This is a genomic window from Fibrivirga algicola, assembly GCF_011742925.1.
GTDB classification, from domain to species: domain Bacteria; phylum Bacteroidota; class Bacteroidia; order Cytophagales; family Spirosomataceae; genus Fibrella; species Fibrella algicola.
Genome location: NZ_WAEL01000005.1, coordinates 296,990 through 313,244 on the forward strand (window position 1 = coordinate 296,990; position 16,255 = coordinate 313,244).

Annotated in this window: 13 protein-coding genes and 1 tRNA gene; 11 read left to right on the plus strand and 3 right to left on the minus strand. The window is 43.9% G+C overall.

Going from position 1 to position 16,255, the window contains the following annotated elements; all coding sequences use genetic code 11:
- Nucleotides 1–992: 992 nt before the first annotated feature.
- From F7231_RS15335 to F7231_RS15355, 5 genes are all read left to right on the plus strand, one after another.
- Nucleotides 993–2,303, plus strand: coding sequence for a site-specific integrase (locus tag F7231_RS15335; protein WP_166692524.1), 1,311 nt, complete (start codon nucleotides 993–995; stop codon nucleotides 2,301–2,303).
- A gap of 59 nt (nucleotides 2,304–2,362) precedes the next feature.
- Complete coding sequence (locus F7231_RS15340) at nucleotides 2,363–3,421, plus strand: hypothetical protein (RefSeq protein WP_166692525.1); 1,059 nt, start codon at nucleotides 2,363–2,365, stop codon at nucleotides 3,419–3,421.
- Nucleotides 3,422–3,545: 124 nt separating this feature from the next.
- Complete coding sequence (locus tag F7231_RS15345; protein WP_166692526.1) at nucleotides 3,546–3,842, plus strand: helix-turn-helix domain-containing protein; 297 nt, start codon at nucleotides 3,546–3,548, stop codon at nucleotides 3,840–3,842.
- A gap of 245 nt (nucleotides 3,843–4,087) precedes the next feature.
- Nucleotides 4,088–5,347, plus strand: a complete 1,260-nt coding sequence (locus tag F7231_RS15350) for an AAA family ATPase (protein WP_229369978.1) — start codon at nucleotides 4,088–4,090, stop codon at nucleotides 5,345–5,347.
- Nucleotides 5,348–5,454: 107 nt separating this feature from the next.
- The gene (locus tag F7231_RS15355; RefSeq protein WP_166692527.1) at nucleotides 5,455–6,393 is read left to right on the plus strand and encodes a BT4734/BF3469 family protein; all 939 of its coding nucleotides are present in this window, start codon (nucleotides 5,455–5,457) and stop codon (nucleotides 6,391–6,393) included.
- Between the two features lie 122 nt (nucleotides 6,394–6,515).
- Here F7231_RS15355 and F7231_RS15360 read toward each other — a convergent pair whose 3' ends face one another.
- A complete protein-coding gene (locus F7231_RS15360; protein WP_166692528.1) occupies nucleotides 6,516–7,229 on the minus strand; it encodes a hypothetical protein in 714 nt (237 codons plus the stop codon).
- 42 nt (nucleotides 7,230–7,271) lie between these two features.
- Nucleotides 7,272–10,910 (minus strand): type IIG restriction enzyme/methyltransferase, encoded by a 3,639-nt coding sequence (locus F7231_RS15365; RefSeq protein WP_166692529.1) that lies wholly within the window; start codon nucleotides 10,908–10,910, stop codon nucleotides 7,272–7,274.
- 115 nt (nucleotides 10,911–11,025) lie between these two features.
- Here F7231_RS15365 and F7231_RS15370 point away from each other — a divergent pair, with 115 nt between their 5' ends.
- The 4 genes from F7231_RS15370 to F7231_RS15385 all read left to right on the plus strand — a co-directional run bounded on the left by F7231_RS15370 (nucleotide 11,026) and on the right by F7231_RS15385 (nucleotide 13,012).
- The gene (locus tag F7231_RS15370) at nucleotides 11,026–11,319 is read left to right on the plus strand and encodes a hypothetical protein (protein WP_166692530.1); all 294 of its coding nucleotides are present in this window, start codon (nucleotides 11,026–11,028) and stop codon (nucleotides 11,317–11,319) included.
- Entirely contained in the window at nucleotides 11,306–11,554 is a 249-nt protein-coding gene (locus tag F7231_RS15375; protein WP_166692531.1) for a hypothetical protein, read from the plus strand. The genes F7231_RS15370 and F7231_RS15375 overlap by 14 nt, the downstream gene beginning before the upstream one ends.
- Before the next feature lie 24 nt (nucleotides 11,555–11,578).
- Complete coding sequence (locus tag F7231_RS15380) at nucleotides 11,579–11,866, plus strand: hypothetical protein (protein WP_166692532.1); 288 nt, start codon at nucleotides 11,579–11,581, stop codon at nucleotides 11,864–11,866.
- A 129-nt stretch (nucleotides 11,867–11,995) separates the two neighbouring features.
- Nucleotides 11,996–13,012, plus strand: a complete 1,017-nt coding sequence (locus tag F7231_RS15385; RefSeq protein WP_166692533.1) for a hypothetical protein — start codon at nucleotides 11,996–11,998, stop codon at nucleotides 13,010–13,012.
- A gap of 442 nt (nucleotides 13,013–13,454) precedes the next feature.
- On the opposite strand, the gene F7231_RS15390 is transcribed toward F7231_RS15385, so the two are convergent.
- Nucleotides 13,455–13,527 (minus strand) — tRNA-Met (locus F7231_RS15390).
- Between the two features lie 133 nt (nucleotides 13,528–13,660).
- On the opposite strand from F7231_RS15390, the gene F7231_RS15395 reads away from it, so the two are divergent.
- Together F7231_RS15395 and der are read left to right on the plus strand one after the other, a co-directional pair.
- Complete coding sequence (locus F7231_RS15395; RefSeq protein ID WP_085411316.1) at nucleotides 13,661–14,779, plus strand: GTPase Era; 1,119 nt, start codon at nucleotides 13,661–13,663, stop codon at nucleotides 14,777–14,779.
- A 117-nt stretch (nucleotides 14,780–14,896) separates the two neighbouring features.
- Entirely contained in the window at nucleotides 14,897–16,204 is a 1,308-nt protein-coding gene (gene der / locus F7231_RS15400) for a ribosome biogenesis GTPase Der (protein ID WP_085411315.1), read from the plus strand.
- Nucleotides 16,205–16,255 lie beyond the last annotated feature (51 nt).

A 16,255-nucleotide genomic window follows, 5' to 3' on the forward strand; every position in this document is an offset into this window, starting at 1 on the left:
CAAACGGGAACAACCAAAGAGGGCGCCCCCTAGCAATAGTTAATTGCTAGGGGGCGCCCTCTTTGATTGTGTTCAGTACTAAGTGTCTGTCAGTCTTGGTACATCTGCTGGTAGACAGCGCATACGAGAGATGCCTTTGATTTGAGATATTGAGTACACATATAAGATTTTGGATTATTACTATATACTATATATGGCTGATTTTTGGTGTAATAATTCAGTGATTAGGTAGCCTGGAGGAAAAGTAAAAGGATATAAATGGGTAAAGTCTTGTAAGATTGACTATTAACTAGAATATGACGAATAGTTAATATTTGTTTGGCTGCCTGTTGCTACACAAATTTTCCTGTTAACTTTCCGCCAGATTAATGGAATAAATATAACTAAAACAAGCTTTATAATTGCTTTACAGGAATTTTACGTCAAACAATGTACCTACTTTTTAGTGCCTTAGGCTCTTTGATAGCTTTGTCGGGATTATTGCTGGTGATTTATCGCCCATCCCTCAGCGTAAAATGTCCACACTGCGGCCAGACCGTATCTATCGATAAAATGCACAGGCCAGCTTTGATCAAGACACTTTTTTTCTACCTCCCAACCGAATCATACAAATGCTTGTCTTGCCTGCGCAGTTTTTTGCTGATTGGTAACGGCAGATAGCCTCATCAGGCAGGAGAGCTTACTAGTCGAGATAGGGCTATAGCGCCACATTCGGTGCAGGGCTGAAAAGAAAAAACCCCTACCGGTCTGTTTTATCAAACTAGTAGGGGTTTTCTTAGTAGCGGGAGCTGAACTTTAACCTATCTAATTTCAGTAGTTATATTATACATCGCAATATGCATAAAATCTCCCTATTTAATCAATAGAGGCGGTTTTCGATAGTTATGGCGATTATGTCTGATTAGGCCGAATACGAATAAACTAAGCTATTCCGTACACCATTCCGTACACCGTGTTATATTTGGTGTACGGAATAACACACAGAAAACGCTATGTCTCGTTCGTCAGATTCGCCCGTTACGTACCTGTTACGTGACCCCAAAGCAACAAAAGCAACTCCTATTATCTGTGCAGTTCGATTCGAGAACCAACGGCTCAATTTTGGTTCAGGATTCAAAGTCCTGCCTATACACTGGAACGGCAAAACCAGCCGGGTAAAGAACATAGTTGATGCCATAGACAAGCAACAGATCAACGATTGGCTAAAAGATACAGATGAAGCCATAGGCGGCATTATTGCTGATATGAAGTCTAACCGGCAAGCCCTCACCAAAGAGAGCGTAAAGGCCCGTATAGATGCTTACCTAAAGCCAGTTGTCGAGGTAGCCAAACCGGAACCAACAGAACCCGCCTTATTTACATTCATATCTAAGTTCATTACTGCCGCCCCTACCCGCGTCAATATCGAGACGGGTAAGCACGTAGAACGGCGTACTATTCAGAAGTACGAAACCGTTTTGAAGGTCTTACGGGAATTTGCTATCATATACCGCCGTAAGGTTGATTTTGATACTATCGACCTTGATTTCTACGACGCTTTTAACGCCTATCTGACTGCAACGAAAGGCTTTGCCACTAACAACGTAGGTAAGTACCTGCAAACGTTGAAGGTCTTTCTAAACGATGCCAGCGCAAGGGGTATTCAGGTTAAGCAGGATTACCGGAGCCGCAAATTTAAGGTTGTCAAAGAGGATGCCGATAACGTCTATCTGAGTGAGGCCGAACTACTACGGTTACAGGAAATAGACCTATCCAAATCAGAGCGATTAGAGCGCGTTAGAGACCTCTTCTTAGTTGGTTGTTACACTGGCTTACGGTTCTCTGACTTAACCAACCTACGGCCCGAATACATCAAAGACGGGCTTATCCGTATTGAGCAGCAAAAGACCGCTGACAAAGTAGTTATTCCCTGCTATGACATAGTGACGGCCATGTTAGCGAAATACGGCGGCACGTTGCCCAGAAGTATATCGAACCAAAAGATGAACGACTATCTGAAAGAGGTTTGTCAGTTGGCTGGTATCAATAGTATTGAGAGCAAGGCGCAAACGAAGGGGGGGAAACGGGTAACAAAATCATTCGAGAAATGGGAAATGGTAAGCACCCACACTGCCCGCCGTTCGTTCGCTACAAATATGTACCTGATAGGTATTCCGGCTATGACCATTATGCAGATTACTGGCCACCGTACCGAAAAAGCATTTATGAAGTACATCAAACTTGACCGAGAGCAACACGCTAAAGTAATGGCCCTACACTGGCAAAAACAGGTTACCGCCGCTTCACCGTTCAAGAGTGCTTAAACTAGCAAAAAGCCCGCTGAGGTCTGGAACACCAACAGCGGGCTAAATCAATTTCAACAATGCAAGAGCCAATATACGACCCTGAACGGCTGAAAACAGATGATGCCTATACCTACTCAATGCTAGACGTATTTACGGCTCATATAGAAAGTTTGCTTTCCTATGAAGATCAGGTAGAATATTTTATTCGGATAAGTATAGCGATGGGGACTCACAAGGATGAAAACGGAGTCATTTGGCAACGCTCAGGTATGGGAATGTTTGGTCATACTAATACCGGCCCAACTTGGAAAGAGACAGATGATAATGGGGCGGTAATAAGTCAGAAGCATTGGGGACTAGCCTACCCAAACAATGACAAAGACCTAGCATTGACCCGTAAGGTATGGTTTGAAAAAGTTAGGCATACCGAATATTCATCGTTTGAGCAGTGGGTAAATGAACCCTTAGAGCAACGTAAAGCTAGATATTTTGCCAGTAGTGAGGGCTGGAATAGTACCGATTACGCACGCTTACAACTTACTGCAATCGAGAGTATGATAAAGCAGTTTCAGACTGAATACACTGTATTCAGAGAGGGAAAAGGTAAACTTACTCATGAACCAGAGCCAGTAAAACAGCAGCGACTGAACGCCCCTGCTTTGATTGAAAGCGAATTGTTGGGAAACCCGGCTATCAACTGGCTTGCTTTTATTCGGAGCAGCCAATTACGGAGCTTTGGCATATTGTGGGATATGGTAGCCTTTAAACTGTTCCTACTTAAAGAAATTAGTAACCCTACGCAGCCCGATCAACAGGGGGCAATAAAAAGCGAACCCTCAGCAACGAAAACAAAACGGGGTAAATACATCAAACACGGACGAGATCAAGCAATCGAACAGTTTAGGTACTTTGTTCGCAATACTATTACGACTGAGCTAAGGAACCGCCGTACTCCTAATCCTGCTAAGATTATAGCAAAGGCTTACAAAGATGTTTCAGAAAAGGTTGATGCTAAAGGTGAACGGATTTACAATGAGAGAACACTTAGAGGATACTTGCCAGCTGCCAATCATGAAACAATATTTGGCGAAATTCACCGGCAAGTTTCAAATGAATTAGGGCTATCAATCAGTTAGTTAAAGGGTACTTCTGGCAAGATTATTTTTCGCCAGTTCAACCGGCTTAAATCAGCGTAACCCGTTGGTATTGAGCCGGTTTTTATTTTTTTACTTCACGTTCGAATCAATTAAGATAAACAAAATGCACGATTTGAACGACCTGCAAATCTTCTTAGGCAATGTTCTAAGACCTATAGTTTATGAAGCTGTTAAAGCAGTTTCGACGCCTTCAGCACCTACACCTGTAGGCGCTGAACAAGATGAACTCCTAACACCGGGGGAAACCGCGAAACTCCTTAAGGTTTCTAAGGTCACGGTGTGGGATTGGACAGCTAACCGGGGCATTCTCACGAAGCACACTATCGGCAATCAGGTACGCTACCTAAAGTCAGAGGTGTTAGCAGCGGTCACGAAAAAACAAGTCAATCATATAAAATAGATCGCCGCTATGACTATGTATGACTTTGACTTGCTAGCGTTGTGGCATCTACTACAGCTTGTTCAACAATACGCACCCGATCAAAACGACCGGGAAACGGCCAAATGGTTTTCGGACCGTTTTGGTAACCATCTGCAAGAGCAGGAGCAAACACCCATTAGCACCCCCGGCAACCAAGAGTAATCCAATCACTTTAACGAAAACGGGTTGATGCCCCCGCGCCAACCCGTTTTAATCATTCAGTTATGGAATCTAATAGTATCGAAGATACAGCTGTATTAGACGCAGCCCAAACAGACGGCCCACCCATTTTTAAGATGAGTAATGAAGAGTTGGCCGCAACCGCTGATTGTGATTTTACCGATCTGAAAGCAAGCCCTTATTCCGATCAGCAACAAAAGGATAGCCCACACAAAACGAAACTTTGCGATCACCTTTTAGAACGTGAAAAGATTTTAAGCGATGCTGCTACACGCGCTGTTGTATTTAGCCCCCCCCTAATTATCCGCGCTGGAACAGGTATTATCGGTCGTGGGACCATCAATATAATTCAGGGTGCATATGGTAGCCACAAGTCAAGATTAGCTGAATTAATGGCTAGTTTAATGATAACTACCGATACCAGCAGCAATCATTTCTTAGACTTCGCCCGCTCACCGCTAGAACGCTTTTGCGTCTGTTACATCGATACGGAGCGTAATCAAAGCGAGGAATTACCCTTTGCTATTCAAGGTATTAAGTTGAAGGCTGGCTTTACCCTGACTGAACAGCCCGCTGAATTTCGATTTACTTCGATTAAAGCCGTTGATCGAAAAGAACGCTTTGACGCGATAGAAGCATTTATAAGCCACATTCGGGATCAAACGGCCCTTCACTTACTTTGCTTAATTGACGTAGTTACCGATGCTGTAGGCGACTTTAATGACGCCAAGGAATCTATGCGCTTGTATGATTTCATCGGTAATTTATGCGATCGGCATAATGCTACATTTCTTCTGGTTATTCACCAAAACCCCGGCACAGAAAAAGCCAGAGGTCATACCGGAACCGAAGCCGCCAATAAGGCCAGTACGGTCCTGCAAATTGGTTTTGAACGCGATGCCAACGGAGACGAAACTGACCTCATCCGCCTACGCTATCTGAAATTGAGGCGGGGCAAACGACCTGAACCACTCTACCTGAAATTTAGCGAAGAGGCCAAGGGGCTTATTCTAGCCGATGCTGCCAGCGTAGCCGCCCACGTTAACCATCGCAAGCGTAAGGCTGATACAGAGGATATTGCCGACCGTCTAGTAAGTCTGTTGTCTGAGGGACCCCTACCCAAGTATGAGGTCTGGACCATCTTAGAATCTGAGTTTAAAGCAAAAAACGCCACAATCCGTGAGCGGCTTAAAAGTATTATGGGTGGAGAAGAAGAAATGTATGATGAAGAGGGCCGCGCTGTTCGACTGTCTGACTACAAAGAGGGGCGTAACCAGTTTTTCAAACTAATCCCGATTGAGTAGCAAAGTGATACTGCCAACTGCTAAAGGCCATATAGGGGGTCTGGCAGTTGGCAGTATTAAATCATTATGCCAAAAAACATTCAGCACCATTATTAGCAATTAGCACTATGGATAATCAGCAGCACCGGCCGACGCTGTTAGACGTACCAATCAGCTTTTTTGAGTACGACCACCAGCGGGGCAACTTTGCGAACGTACCCAGCCAGCAAACCACCTTACGGCGTATGCTTACCACCAGACACTATCAGGAAATTATTGTGGCTATACGGGCCGAACCAGATAAAGGCATTCAAGCGCAAATGAAAAAGCAGTTACCAGCCATTGCGCCTGTTGCGTGGCTTCACCACCGAAAACGGGACACGCCTTTTGCGGAACGTATTCGGCAACAGTGGCCGCTACTAATGGGAGACATTGACAAAAAAGATAACCCCGGCGTTGATATGGCTGAACTCAAAACGCACCTTGCCCGCTTGCCATACGTGCTGCTTTGCGGGTACTCGGTACGCGGTGGGCTTTGGTTCGTGGTTCGATTACCTGACGGGCAAACACCCGACACGTTAGCAGCTCATTTCCGTCACCTGCAACAGCTATTCAGTAAAATCTTTGGTATACAATTGGATAAGAGTAAGAAGGGCAACCCAACTGATTTACGGTTTGTCTCCTACGATGCCGCCCCGTACATGAATGAAGCGGCTACCGTAATGAATGGTACATACACGCCAAAGAAAATGAAACCCCGCCCCGTTGACTATAGCCAGTTTAATGGTCAGGGTGAGGAACAACTATTAGTCAGGCTTGTTCGCTTTACTGAAGCCGCAACAGAGGGCAACCGGCATGAAACGCTGTTGAAAGCTTCAATAGTGGCTGGTGGATATGTGGCCGCCCAACGAATAAGAGAGCAAACCGCTGTGGAAGCTTTAGAGATTGTAGCAAACGAATGGCCCAATCCTGCCAAATCCCAAAAGACCATCCGAGATGGTATACGCTATGGCTTATTAAAGCCACTCTATGCTGAAGAGGTGCGCCCACTTGCCCGCCGATCATAGCCTAACTCATGCACCTCACATTGTTCATATCTAAGCAAAAATGAGTTGCTAATCTTAATTCCACTTTGAGCCTGCATGAACCACAGATAGGAATAATACGATTTAATAAGTAAAAAAACAAACTACTTCACAGTCAATATTTCTCGAAAATCTGATTCCAAATTTTTTAGAATTTCTGGAATTTCTTCCTTTATCGTCTTGTCAATTGTATCTCTCATATGTAGCCTTGATACACCATCACCAGGTGAAATATTCCATCTTTTGTTGAATGTATAGTCCCAATGAGTGCTAAAATATTTCTCTCTTAGTGAATCTAATTTTGCACAAACCACTTGATTGAAAAATATTTTGTGTTCTGAATAATATAAAGAATAAGCATTGAATGACTCACCAGCTTGCTTAATACGTTCATTTTCCTCTTTCTCTGCATCTTGCTGTACCTCTTTCATAAAAGCAGTCATTGCCCGAAAATCCCCTTCAAGTTTTACTATGAGCCTGTAAAGATGAGCAATTACTTCCGATTGCTTATCGTGAAGTTTAGAGTACTTAGCATTTAACAAGCCTAGTTCACTCTTGTGACTTTCTAATATTTTATTTAAATCAAGTTTATAAATTTCAGTGTCAGCTAAGAGTAATTGTTTGTGGCTCTCTAAGGCCTTATTTAGCTCAAGCTTCTTCGTCTCAAGTTCATTGTTTAATTCCATTTTCTTTATTTCTATATTCTCACTAAAAAAGTATTTAATCATACTTCTGCCAAAATATCCTATGACTATTAACAACAAGACTTGCGTTGCTGTTGTCAACCCTAAAGCTGTTAAAATTTCAACAGTTCTCATAATAGTAAAAGAGTGCTCAAATTTAAAATTGCAAAAAATACTTTAATACTTTTCCTCTACAATCGCTATTTCCTCTCCCGTCAATCCATACAGCGCGTAAACCAGTTGGTCTATTTCCCCTTCTAATGCAGATGTATTAGCGGCTAGGTTAGCAGCTTTGACGGTTAAGATCTGATTAACCATCACAGTTATTTGATCTTGGAGTGGCTGGTTATTGTTAGGAACGGGTATTTGAGAGATACTTGCAATTGTCACTTGCGGAAAGCTATCTTTAAAATCAGAGAACATGATAGTCCAATAATACTTAATCAACTTAGAGTTGATTAAGCCTAAAATATACGACTCTAATTTCTCAGATTGTGCAATAACTGTAAAAATATTGCCTGTTACAGCATAAGGATGACTAATGAGAGTAGCAGTAGGCTCTTTGCCAATTTGTCGAATGCAAATTTTGTGAGTACTTAGGTGAACAGCCCTATCCCAACAACCGCCCGATGTTTTTGGCTTTATAAACAGTACGTATTCAGCAGGTTCATTGTTACGATACCTGAATATATCTCCACCGGTAAGTATAGGAACGTATCTTATATCTAACTGAGAAGCCGAAAAGTATTTATTTCTATCTCCTGTTATAAGCCCTCTATTAATGACCGCTAATTTACTTAATGGTGTGAAAGCATTAATCTTATGAATTATTTGATAATTACTCTCATCAACTAATAAATTCCATATTCCATTAATATCTGAACCGAATTTTATTTGTTCGATTTCTCGAAACTTTTCTTCTCCCTGAATGGCGATTTCTAATTCAGTTGTTAACTTGATTCTGAAGTTCGGCTTAACCTCACTACACTTGTGAAACATAAAGATTGCCGTATGTACATCTGCATCAGCGAAAACCTTTTGCTCAGCTACCCCTATCAAAATAACTTGGTTTCGATCAATGAGCCACTTTCTTAGTTTTGAGACATATACATTGTTTAATAGACTACTTGGAGTGATGTATGATAGAAGACCGTTTGAAATTAAAATATTGACACCTGCCTGATAGAATAAATGAAATAAGTCAATTTTGAAGTCTGCGATTTCAAACGACTTTCTCATTAAAGCAATCTCATTCTCAGAGGTATTATGAGGTTGTATCATTTTGTACGGCGGATTGCCAATCACAGCATCAAAGCCTACAAAGTCGCCTTTATCATTCAGCACTTCGGGAAACTCAAACCGCCATTCAAACGAACCCCGATACGATGCGTTGTTTTCAATGGCAGCAATTTCAGCTTCAATTTGCTCAATGTACTTTTCTGTTCGGATGATCTCAACTGCTACCAACTTAGGGTCTTTGATTGGGTTGCCGAACATATCAATGTTATTGGCTAAAAGTACCCGTTGGCCCCGTAGGTCGGCTATCTTTTTTCGTTTTGGATCGCGGTTAGACACCGTTTCGCGGAACTGGCTTTTGATCTCATTAATGAACCGCAATAGATCGGCTTTAGCTTCTTTACTCTTTGCCTCTTTATAGGCTGCTACCGCGTCTTTGTAGGTACGTAGCGAAAACTTCTGTTTCCTGAATACGTCGCTCAAGTCTTCAGTCAGGCTAAACTTACTCAACAGACTATTACCCTGTTTAATGTTGATGTCGATGTTGGGTAGCGTTTCCAGTTCGGTAAAGCCTGATTTGTCGGTGTAGTAGGCATTCTTAAGTAACTCAATCCAGAGCCGTAACCGGCAAATCTTTACGGAGTTGGGGTTAATATCAACGCCAAACAGGCAGTTTTCAATGATGGTCTGTTTCTCGTGAAACAGCGTCTTTTGCACCCGTTGGCGTTCGGCCGTAGGTTTGTCAGTTACCCCCAACACATACTGAAACGGTAGTTCGTCCTCGTCCTGAACAATCAACTCATCATTCAGAATGCTAACGGTATAATCTTTTATCCGTTTACCGGTTTGGTCCTGTAGTATGCCCAAATCAGACTTCACGGCAATCAGTTCGTTTAAAGCCGATACCAGAAAGTGACCCGACCCAACGGCGGGATCACAGATGCGTATTTCGTTTATAAGGGCGTTTGCTTCAGCCCTGTCAAGGTCTTTGTTTTCCAGTGCGGCAAAGTCGGCACAGTCCCATCCTTTGGCATCGTTGAACTTTTGTACCACCGCCCTACGGATGGTTTCGCGGCACATATATTCGGTAATGAACCCCGGCGTATAGAATGACCCGTCTTTATAGCCGTTAATCTTCTCAAAGATCAGCCCCAGCACAGAGGCGTTTATCAGTGTCTGGTTCTTTTCCTGTATTACTTCACGGCTCTCAGAAGCAAAATCATACGCCTCTAAAAAAGCAAACAGATAAGCTAGCGTAGGTAAGGCTTTGGCAGTCCGATAAGTCTGGTTATCATTCAGCACACTTTGGCGCAACAGTGGCAAGGTTTGGCCGTTGTCAAGCTGATTGATGCCCAACGTATCATTCTCTAAGTCAGTGATCTCAAACAGCGAACTGTTCAAGTAGGGGACCCGCCCAAACTTAGCTTGTATAGTGGCTTGTCGTTCGGATGGTTTGCGGGCCAATACCCGAAAGAACAGTTTATTCAGTTCGTCAAAATCCGGTATCGTTTCCCGGTTCAAAAAAGCATAGTCTTTATTACCGTTATGATAGGTCACTAACTGCGATTCCAGCAGCTTCAGGAATAGCACCCGGTTAATCCACGTAATGCACAACTCCAGCGCAACGCTGAACATTTGCTCATCAATGTTGGCCCCGTATTGCCCCCGGTCGTGTAGTTGATAGAACTTGCCTGATGAGTCCAGTTCAGCTAGGGCGTTTTCTAATAGTGACCCCTCATCCCGTTTCCCGGCTTCTTTGCGCCGTATCACTTTCTTACCTCCGTCTTTTACCTCTTCCAACCCAATCAGGTGTAGGAGTTCAGCGTAAAACTTAGGGTTAAGCCGGTTACTGTCCGTGGCCGTTGGCAACTTCAGTAGGTGAGTAGGGGATAGTACCTTATAAAGCGGTAGCAGGGCTTTATCGTTGGCCGGGTCACTATCGGTAACAATAGTTTGAAAGTCCCGTAGGTCAAAGTAGGTAAAGGGTAGTTCCTCATTAAGAGCCGCCAAAAATGGTTTTGCAATCTCATTATAAAACAGGTCGTTATTAATGCTGACTTTCTGACCACTTGCCCAGGCTTTGTAGTCTTTGGCTAACTGAACGTTCCGAAAGAATACCCGATCAATCATCGCTGCATCAAAAATGAACCACTCATATACGTTGGTTATTACACAGTACCGAATGTCGTTATTATGAGCGTCTAAGCGTTCCCGGAAATAATATAGCAGTAGTTCGTGAAAGGCTTTAGCGTTCAGGTTTTGGCGGGTAATCATTTCGCCCCGGTTAGCGGGTCGTTTCACTTCAAATAGCACCCCGGCCGGTGTAGTCGCATCTTTCCCGGCATGAATGACAAAATCTGTCTTGCCTTTGGGTGCTACGATGTGGGTGTCTCTATAATAGACCTCTTTCAGAAAGTCCATCAAATGCCCCTTTACATTTTCCTCACTCTCCTTTTCGTTGATAAGGCCCAACAGCTTGACAAAACTAAGTTTAAAGCGGTCGATCTGTTCACGGTTGCCTGATTGGAGCCGATACGCTTTGTCAAGGGATTCAGTAGGGGTGAGGGACTTCAGCAGCATTTTTTGTATCTTTAAGAGAAGCGAATGTAGCGTAAGGTCAATAGACAAACAAGCTCATTTGCCAGCCTCACAAGGCGCATTGATAGTCTTTTCTAAATTCATCTACTTTAGATAAATGGCACACGGAAAGAAGACGGGAGGGCGTACAGTTGGAACGCCTAATAAAATAACTGGCAACCTGAAAAGCCGGATTGCTACCCTTATGGATGAGCGGTTCGATAACATAGCTTATGACCTGCAAATATTAGAGCCTAAAGATCGAATAGCGGCGTATCTGAAGCTGATGGAGTACGTAGTACCAAAGCAGCGGGAACAGAAGATAGATATGTCTACGCTGTCAGATGAACAGATAGACGACCTGTTAGAAAAAGCCTTGACCAAAGTAGGTGAACGCAGTGAGAGTTATTAACCGCGCCCAAAAACTGGCTTTGCTGCAATCGTTGGTGAATGGAACGACAACTGCCGCCCAACTCGATACCTTGCGGCAACTGCAAGAACCCATTCACATTACCCTAAATCTAAGTGAGGATGAACAGGCCGTACCAGCGGACCCTAGCGAACCGACGTACCATATAGATTGCTTCAGCAATGGAATCACCCGCAAGTACTACCGCTATCCTGATGGAAGTGTAGAACCGGCCTAACTGACCTAAGATTGATGCCACACCATGAAAAGAGCTAAAACAGGGGGACGCACAGCCGGAACTCCAAACCACGCCACTAAAGAGTTACGCGAGAAATTACAGGGTATTCTACAAACCACTATTGATGAGCTACCCGATACGTTGGCCGAAATGGGACCAAACGACCGGGCTAAACTGCTAACGGCGTTACTGCCATACATTCTACCCAAACTGACCACTGTGGATATTACCGCACAAGCTGAGATCAAACCATTAAGAGGCAAACCAGCATGGTTAGGAGGAATCGCCAAACGTGACGGGCTTGAAGATTGAGCTATTTATATTCTCAGATGCCATAAACGAAGGTATAAACGCAACTATGTGAGAATATAGAGCTTCACTTATACTGTCATTATTCAGATAATTCATACCTTAAGGCCTTCACTTTGACCAATAAGTCTTATGACAGAAGACCCAAAAGCACTAAGTTCAACAAATTCGGATGCTTCTAATCCAAATGGCCTTGCTTTAAGTTTAGATAACTTTAAAGCAATTATTTACACTTATAATGCAAAGCCTGATACAGATATTATCTTATTTAAAGGAAGTAAGATTATTGAAATAGGCGATATAAGAAGTCTTCATGAGCTAATAATGAGAAAGATTGAAAACTATGAAGACTTTGGAAATTCAATTTCTTTGAACTTAGTTATAGGTAAAAATAAGATCAAGGAGTATTCAAATTGGCATGAATTTTCTAGAGAAGATTGGAATTCAATCAATGGTATTATTAAATCGCTGGCGATTACTTGGATCTTCTATATCAAATTGCCAATGCATCAACTTCCCCAAAAGCACACTGTAAAGATTCGCATTGGAAGTAATATTCCACCTCAGGACATATTTCATGTAGTGATGTCATCAGATAATAGATCTGAATTGTTGGAGTTACAGGCTGAAGGAAGTTGTAAGATAGATTTTATTAATCCTGTTATATCCACTGAAATTTTAGCTCATGCTGAGTCGTGGTATGAAGGACTCAAAAATGCTCCTAAATTAGCGCTGCCTTTTCAAAAATTTCTCGAAAGATATCAGTCTACTATACTGAACATAGTTGGCAATGGTATCTCAATTCTTTTATTAGTTATGTTCTTACTCTGCCTAAAAGCGCCGGGAACTGAACCATTATTTTATTTAAGACTAAATATTCCTAATATTCAAATTATCATAGTATCAACAATATCTTTATTTGTAGTTGGCCAAATAATTGGGAGGCCAATGGCTAAATGGCTTGACAAAAAGATAGATTCTTACAGGCATCACAGTAGTTTTTTGATTACTAGAGGGGATTATAATGCTAAGGCTGATATTGAAAATGGAAACAAAAGTATTTCAAAGGATATCAGAGTTAGATTCATTTGGGTACTCATATCGACTTTTATAAGTATTCTCGCTAGATATCTTCTAAGTATTAAATAGCGGGAAGCGTACTTGACTGAAGGAATAGCTTAGAAGGCGTTTTGCTGACTTGAGTAGAGAAAAAGGTATCAATCAAATATTTATACCAATTTCCCGAACTGTACACTTGAACTATACTTCATGAGCGACGTTCAAGGGTATTTGCATTATCCCGTTATAACGCTAGATATTATTGATCTCGCGAGAAGCTAGTAGCTAAAGTTCCAAGAAATGCTTAATCGTTCACGGCAAAAGGTATAAGGGAAAGAGCTTTACATTTCTTAACAATTAGGCAAGCGAGGTTAGTTTATACAGCTAAGCTAAACAAACTTGATATTGACGAGGTTTGAAGCAATTCAAAAAACAGTTGTTGTATCGCTGTATTCCGTACACCATTCCGTACACGCCATAAACGAAGAAACCCCTAATTATCTGCTATTTAGATAATTAGGGGTTTTCTTAGTAGCGGGAGCTGGACTCGAACCAGCGACCTTTGGGTTATGAGCCCAACGAGCTACCAACTGCTCCATCCCGCGGTGTTGGGAGTGCAAATGTAAGACTGATTTCAAGAAATTCAACTACCTTTGTAAAAATATTTTTTCTGGCCACCTTTCGTTGGGAAACAAAAGGCACGGCTTTCACCTCAAAGCCATTGGTTAATAGACCAATATGGGATCACCTGACATACAACCCCCCGGAAATAAACTTCCGGAGAACCTGGCGGCAGCGGATAATCGTGCCGCAGACGGTTTCAAATCAGGGTTCGTGAGTATCGTTGGTAAGCCGAACGTCGGTAAATCGACCCTCATGAACCAGTTGATAGGCGAGCGCCTGTCGATTATCACTGCCAAAGCCCAAACCACCCGCCACCGGATCATGGGCATTCTGAACGGCAATCACAACGGACAGCCGTTTCAACTCGTTTACTCGGATACGCCCGGCATCATTCAGCCGAAGTATAAGCTTCATGAGTCGATGATGAGTTTCGTGCGTGGTTCGCTCGAAGATGCAGACGTTATTTTGTTTGTAACGGATATTTTCGAGCGGCACGATGAAGACGATGTTATCAAGCGACTGAAGTACGCGAACGTACCCATCATTCTGCTGATTAATAAGATCGACCAGGCCACACCCGAAGAGGTGGAAGCCAAAATTCAGTATTGGGAAGAGCACTTCGAGGTTGGCGGTTATGCCGTCATCGATGAAGCCGCAGTGGTTGCTGACCCAGATATTGCCGAGCTGGCCGAAGAGCACGAACTGGATGAAGAGCCCGTTGCTGATGAAGCCACTGAGTCAACCGAGGCGGGGCAGGCACCTGGTGCACCACGCAAGGCTACCGAGATCATTCCGATCTCTGCCCTTAATGGTTTCAACCTCGACCGCCTTTTCGACGATATCATACGGTATCTGCCAACGCACCCGGCCTATTTCCCCGACGATGAACTGACCGACAAGTCCGAGCGGTTCTTTGCGTCGGAGATTATTCGGGAGAAGATCTTTCTAAACTACAAGAAAGAAGTGCCCTACAGCTCAGAGGTGATCGTTACCGGATTTAAAGACCGGGAGGATATGCTTGTGATTTCTGCCGAGATTCTGGTGGAGCGTCCCACCCAACGGGCCATTCTGCTGGGTGAAAAAGGCAGCATGATTAAGAAAACGGGCATAATGGCCCGCGAAGAACTGGAACGCTTCTTCGGTAAAAAAGTCTTTTTAGAAACACACGTCAAAGTAGAACCAGACTGGCGCCAGAAAGAGCGTATGCTCCGCCGGTTGGGTTACGATGAATAAAACGAGGAGTCTCTGGTATCAAGTATCAGGTATCAAGTGCTTCGCTCAATCACCGTTTGGTTGGTAAGCAACGCACTTGATACCTGAATCTTGGTACCAGAAACTTCCATTGGAAAAATGGCAAATATTGTAGCAATTGTAGGTCGCCCCAACGTGGGTAAATCGACGCTGTTCAATCGACTGATTGAGCAACGGGTGGCCATTATGGATAACCAGTCGGGCGTGACGCGCGACCGGCACTATGGGCGGGCCGAGTGGACCGACCATTTCTTTACCGTGATTGACACGGGTGGGTACGTTGTAGGCTCAGAAGACGTGTTTGAGGAAGCAATCCGCGAGCAGGTACAGATTGCCCTTGACGAGGCCACGGTTGTCTTGTTTGTAGTCGATACCATGAGCGGCCTGAGCCCTCTGGATGATGACTTCGCCGATGTACTGCGCCGCTCGAAGAAGCCTGTATTTCTGGTGGCGAACAAGGCTGAAACAACTGAACGGAATCAGGCAGCGGCTGAGTTCTACGCCCTGGGTATGGGTGATCCGTATCCGGTTTCGGCCCAGACCGGTACGGGTACTGGCGATCTGCTCGACGAAGTGGTGAAGCATTTTCCACAGGGAGAAGAGGAAGACCCCGACGCAGGTATTCCGCGCATCGCCATCATCGGTCGGCCCAACGTGGGCAAATCGTCATTTGTGAATACGCTGCTTGGCAAGGAGCGGAATATTGTGACCGATATTGCCGGTACCACCCGCGACGCTACCAACACACGGTATAAAGCGTTTGGTAAAGATTTTATTCTGACGGATACCGCTGGCCTGCGGCGGAAAGCCCGAGTTAGCGACAACATCGAGTTCTATTCAACGCTCCGGACCATCAAGGCTATGGAAGCGTCGGATGTATGTATTGTGATGCTTGATGCAACGCGCGGCCTGGAAAGCCAGGATATGACAATCATTGGGCAGGCGGTGAAAGCCAAGAAAGGCGTGGTAATCATGGTGAATAAGTGGGATGCCATTGAGAAGGATCATAAGACGGCTGATGTCTGGAAAAAAGAGATCAACCAGCGTATGGCCCCGATCGATTACCTGCCCATCATTTTCACGTCGGTGCACGAGAAGCAGCGTATTTTCCAGGTAATGGAAAAAGCGATGCAGGTATACGAGAACAAAAACAAACGCATTGCCACCTCGAAGATCAACGAGCTGATCCAGCCGGAGATTGAGGCGTATCCGCCACCGGCTATAAAAGGCAAATACGTGAAGATCAAGTATATGCTTCAGGTGCCTACGCCGTCGCCAACGTTTATTTTCTTCTGTAACTTGCCTCAATACATCAAAGAATCGTATGAGCGCTTCCTGGAGAACAAACTCCGCGAGCACTTCGATTTTGAGGGCGTGCCCCTCACGCTGTTCTTCCGCCAGAAATAGGGGAATGAATATAGTCTACTAGGTGTATTACTAAAAATGGCTCTGCAAAGG

Bases quoted from the DNA above. Each gene is read 5' to 3' on its own strand.
- F7231_RS15345 (WP_166692526.1), top strand. From the start codon at position 3,546: ATGCACGATTTGAACGACCTGCAAATCTTCTTAGGCAATGTTCTAAGA.
- F7231_RS15340 (WP_166692525.1), top strand. From the start codon at position 2,363: ATGCAAGAGCCAATATACGACCCTGAACGGCTGAAAACAGATGATGCC.
- F7231_RS15380 (WP_166692532.1), top strand. From the start codon at position 11,579: ATGAAAAGAGCTAAAACAGGGGGACGCACAGCCGGAACTCCAAACCAC.
- F7231_RS15350 (WP_229369978.1), top strand. From the start codon at position 4,088: ATGGAATCTAATAGTATCGAAGATACAGCTGTATTAGACGCAGCCCAA.
- F7231_RS15370 (WP_166692530.1), top strand. From the start codon at position 11,026: ATGGCACACGGAAAGAAGACGGGAGGGCGTACAGTTGGAACGCCTAAT.
- F7231_RS15365 (WP_166692529.1), bottom strand. From the start codon at position 10,910: ATGCTGCTGAAGTCCCTCACCCCTACTGAATCCCTTGACAAAGCGTAT.
- F7231_RS15395 (WP_085411316.1), top strand. From the start codon at position 13,661: ATGGGATCACCTGACATACAACCCCCCGGAAATAAACTTCCGGAGAAC.
- F7231_RS15385 (WP_166692533.1), top strand. From the start codon at position 11,996: ATGACAGAAGACCCAAAAGCACTAAGTTCAACAAATTCGGATGCTTCT.
- der (WP_085411315.1), top strand. From the start codon at position 14,897: ATGGCAAATATTGTAGCAATTGTAGGTCGCCCCAACGTGGGTAAATCG.
- F7231_RS15360 (WP_166692528.1), bottom strand. From the start codon at position 7,229: ATGAGAACTGTTGAAATTTTAACAGCTTTAGGGTTGACAACAGCAACG.
- F7231_RS15355 (WP_166692527.1), top strand. From the start codon at position 5,455: ATGGATAATCAGCAGCACCGGCCGACGCTGTTAGACGTACCAATCAGC.
- F7231_RS15335 (WP_166692524.1), top strand. From the start codon at position 993: ATGTCTCGTTCGTCAGATTCGCCCGTTACGTACCTGTTACGTGACCCC.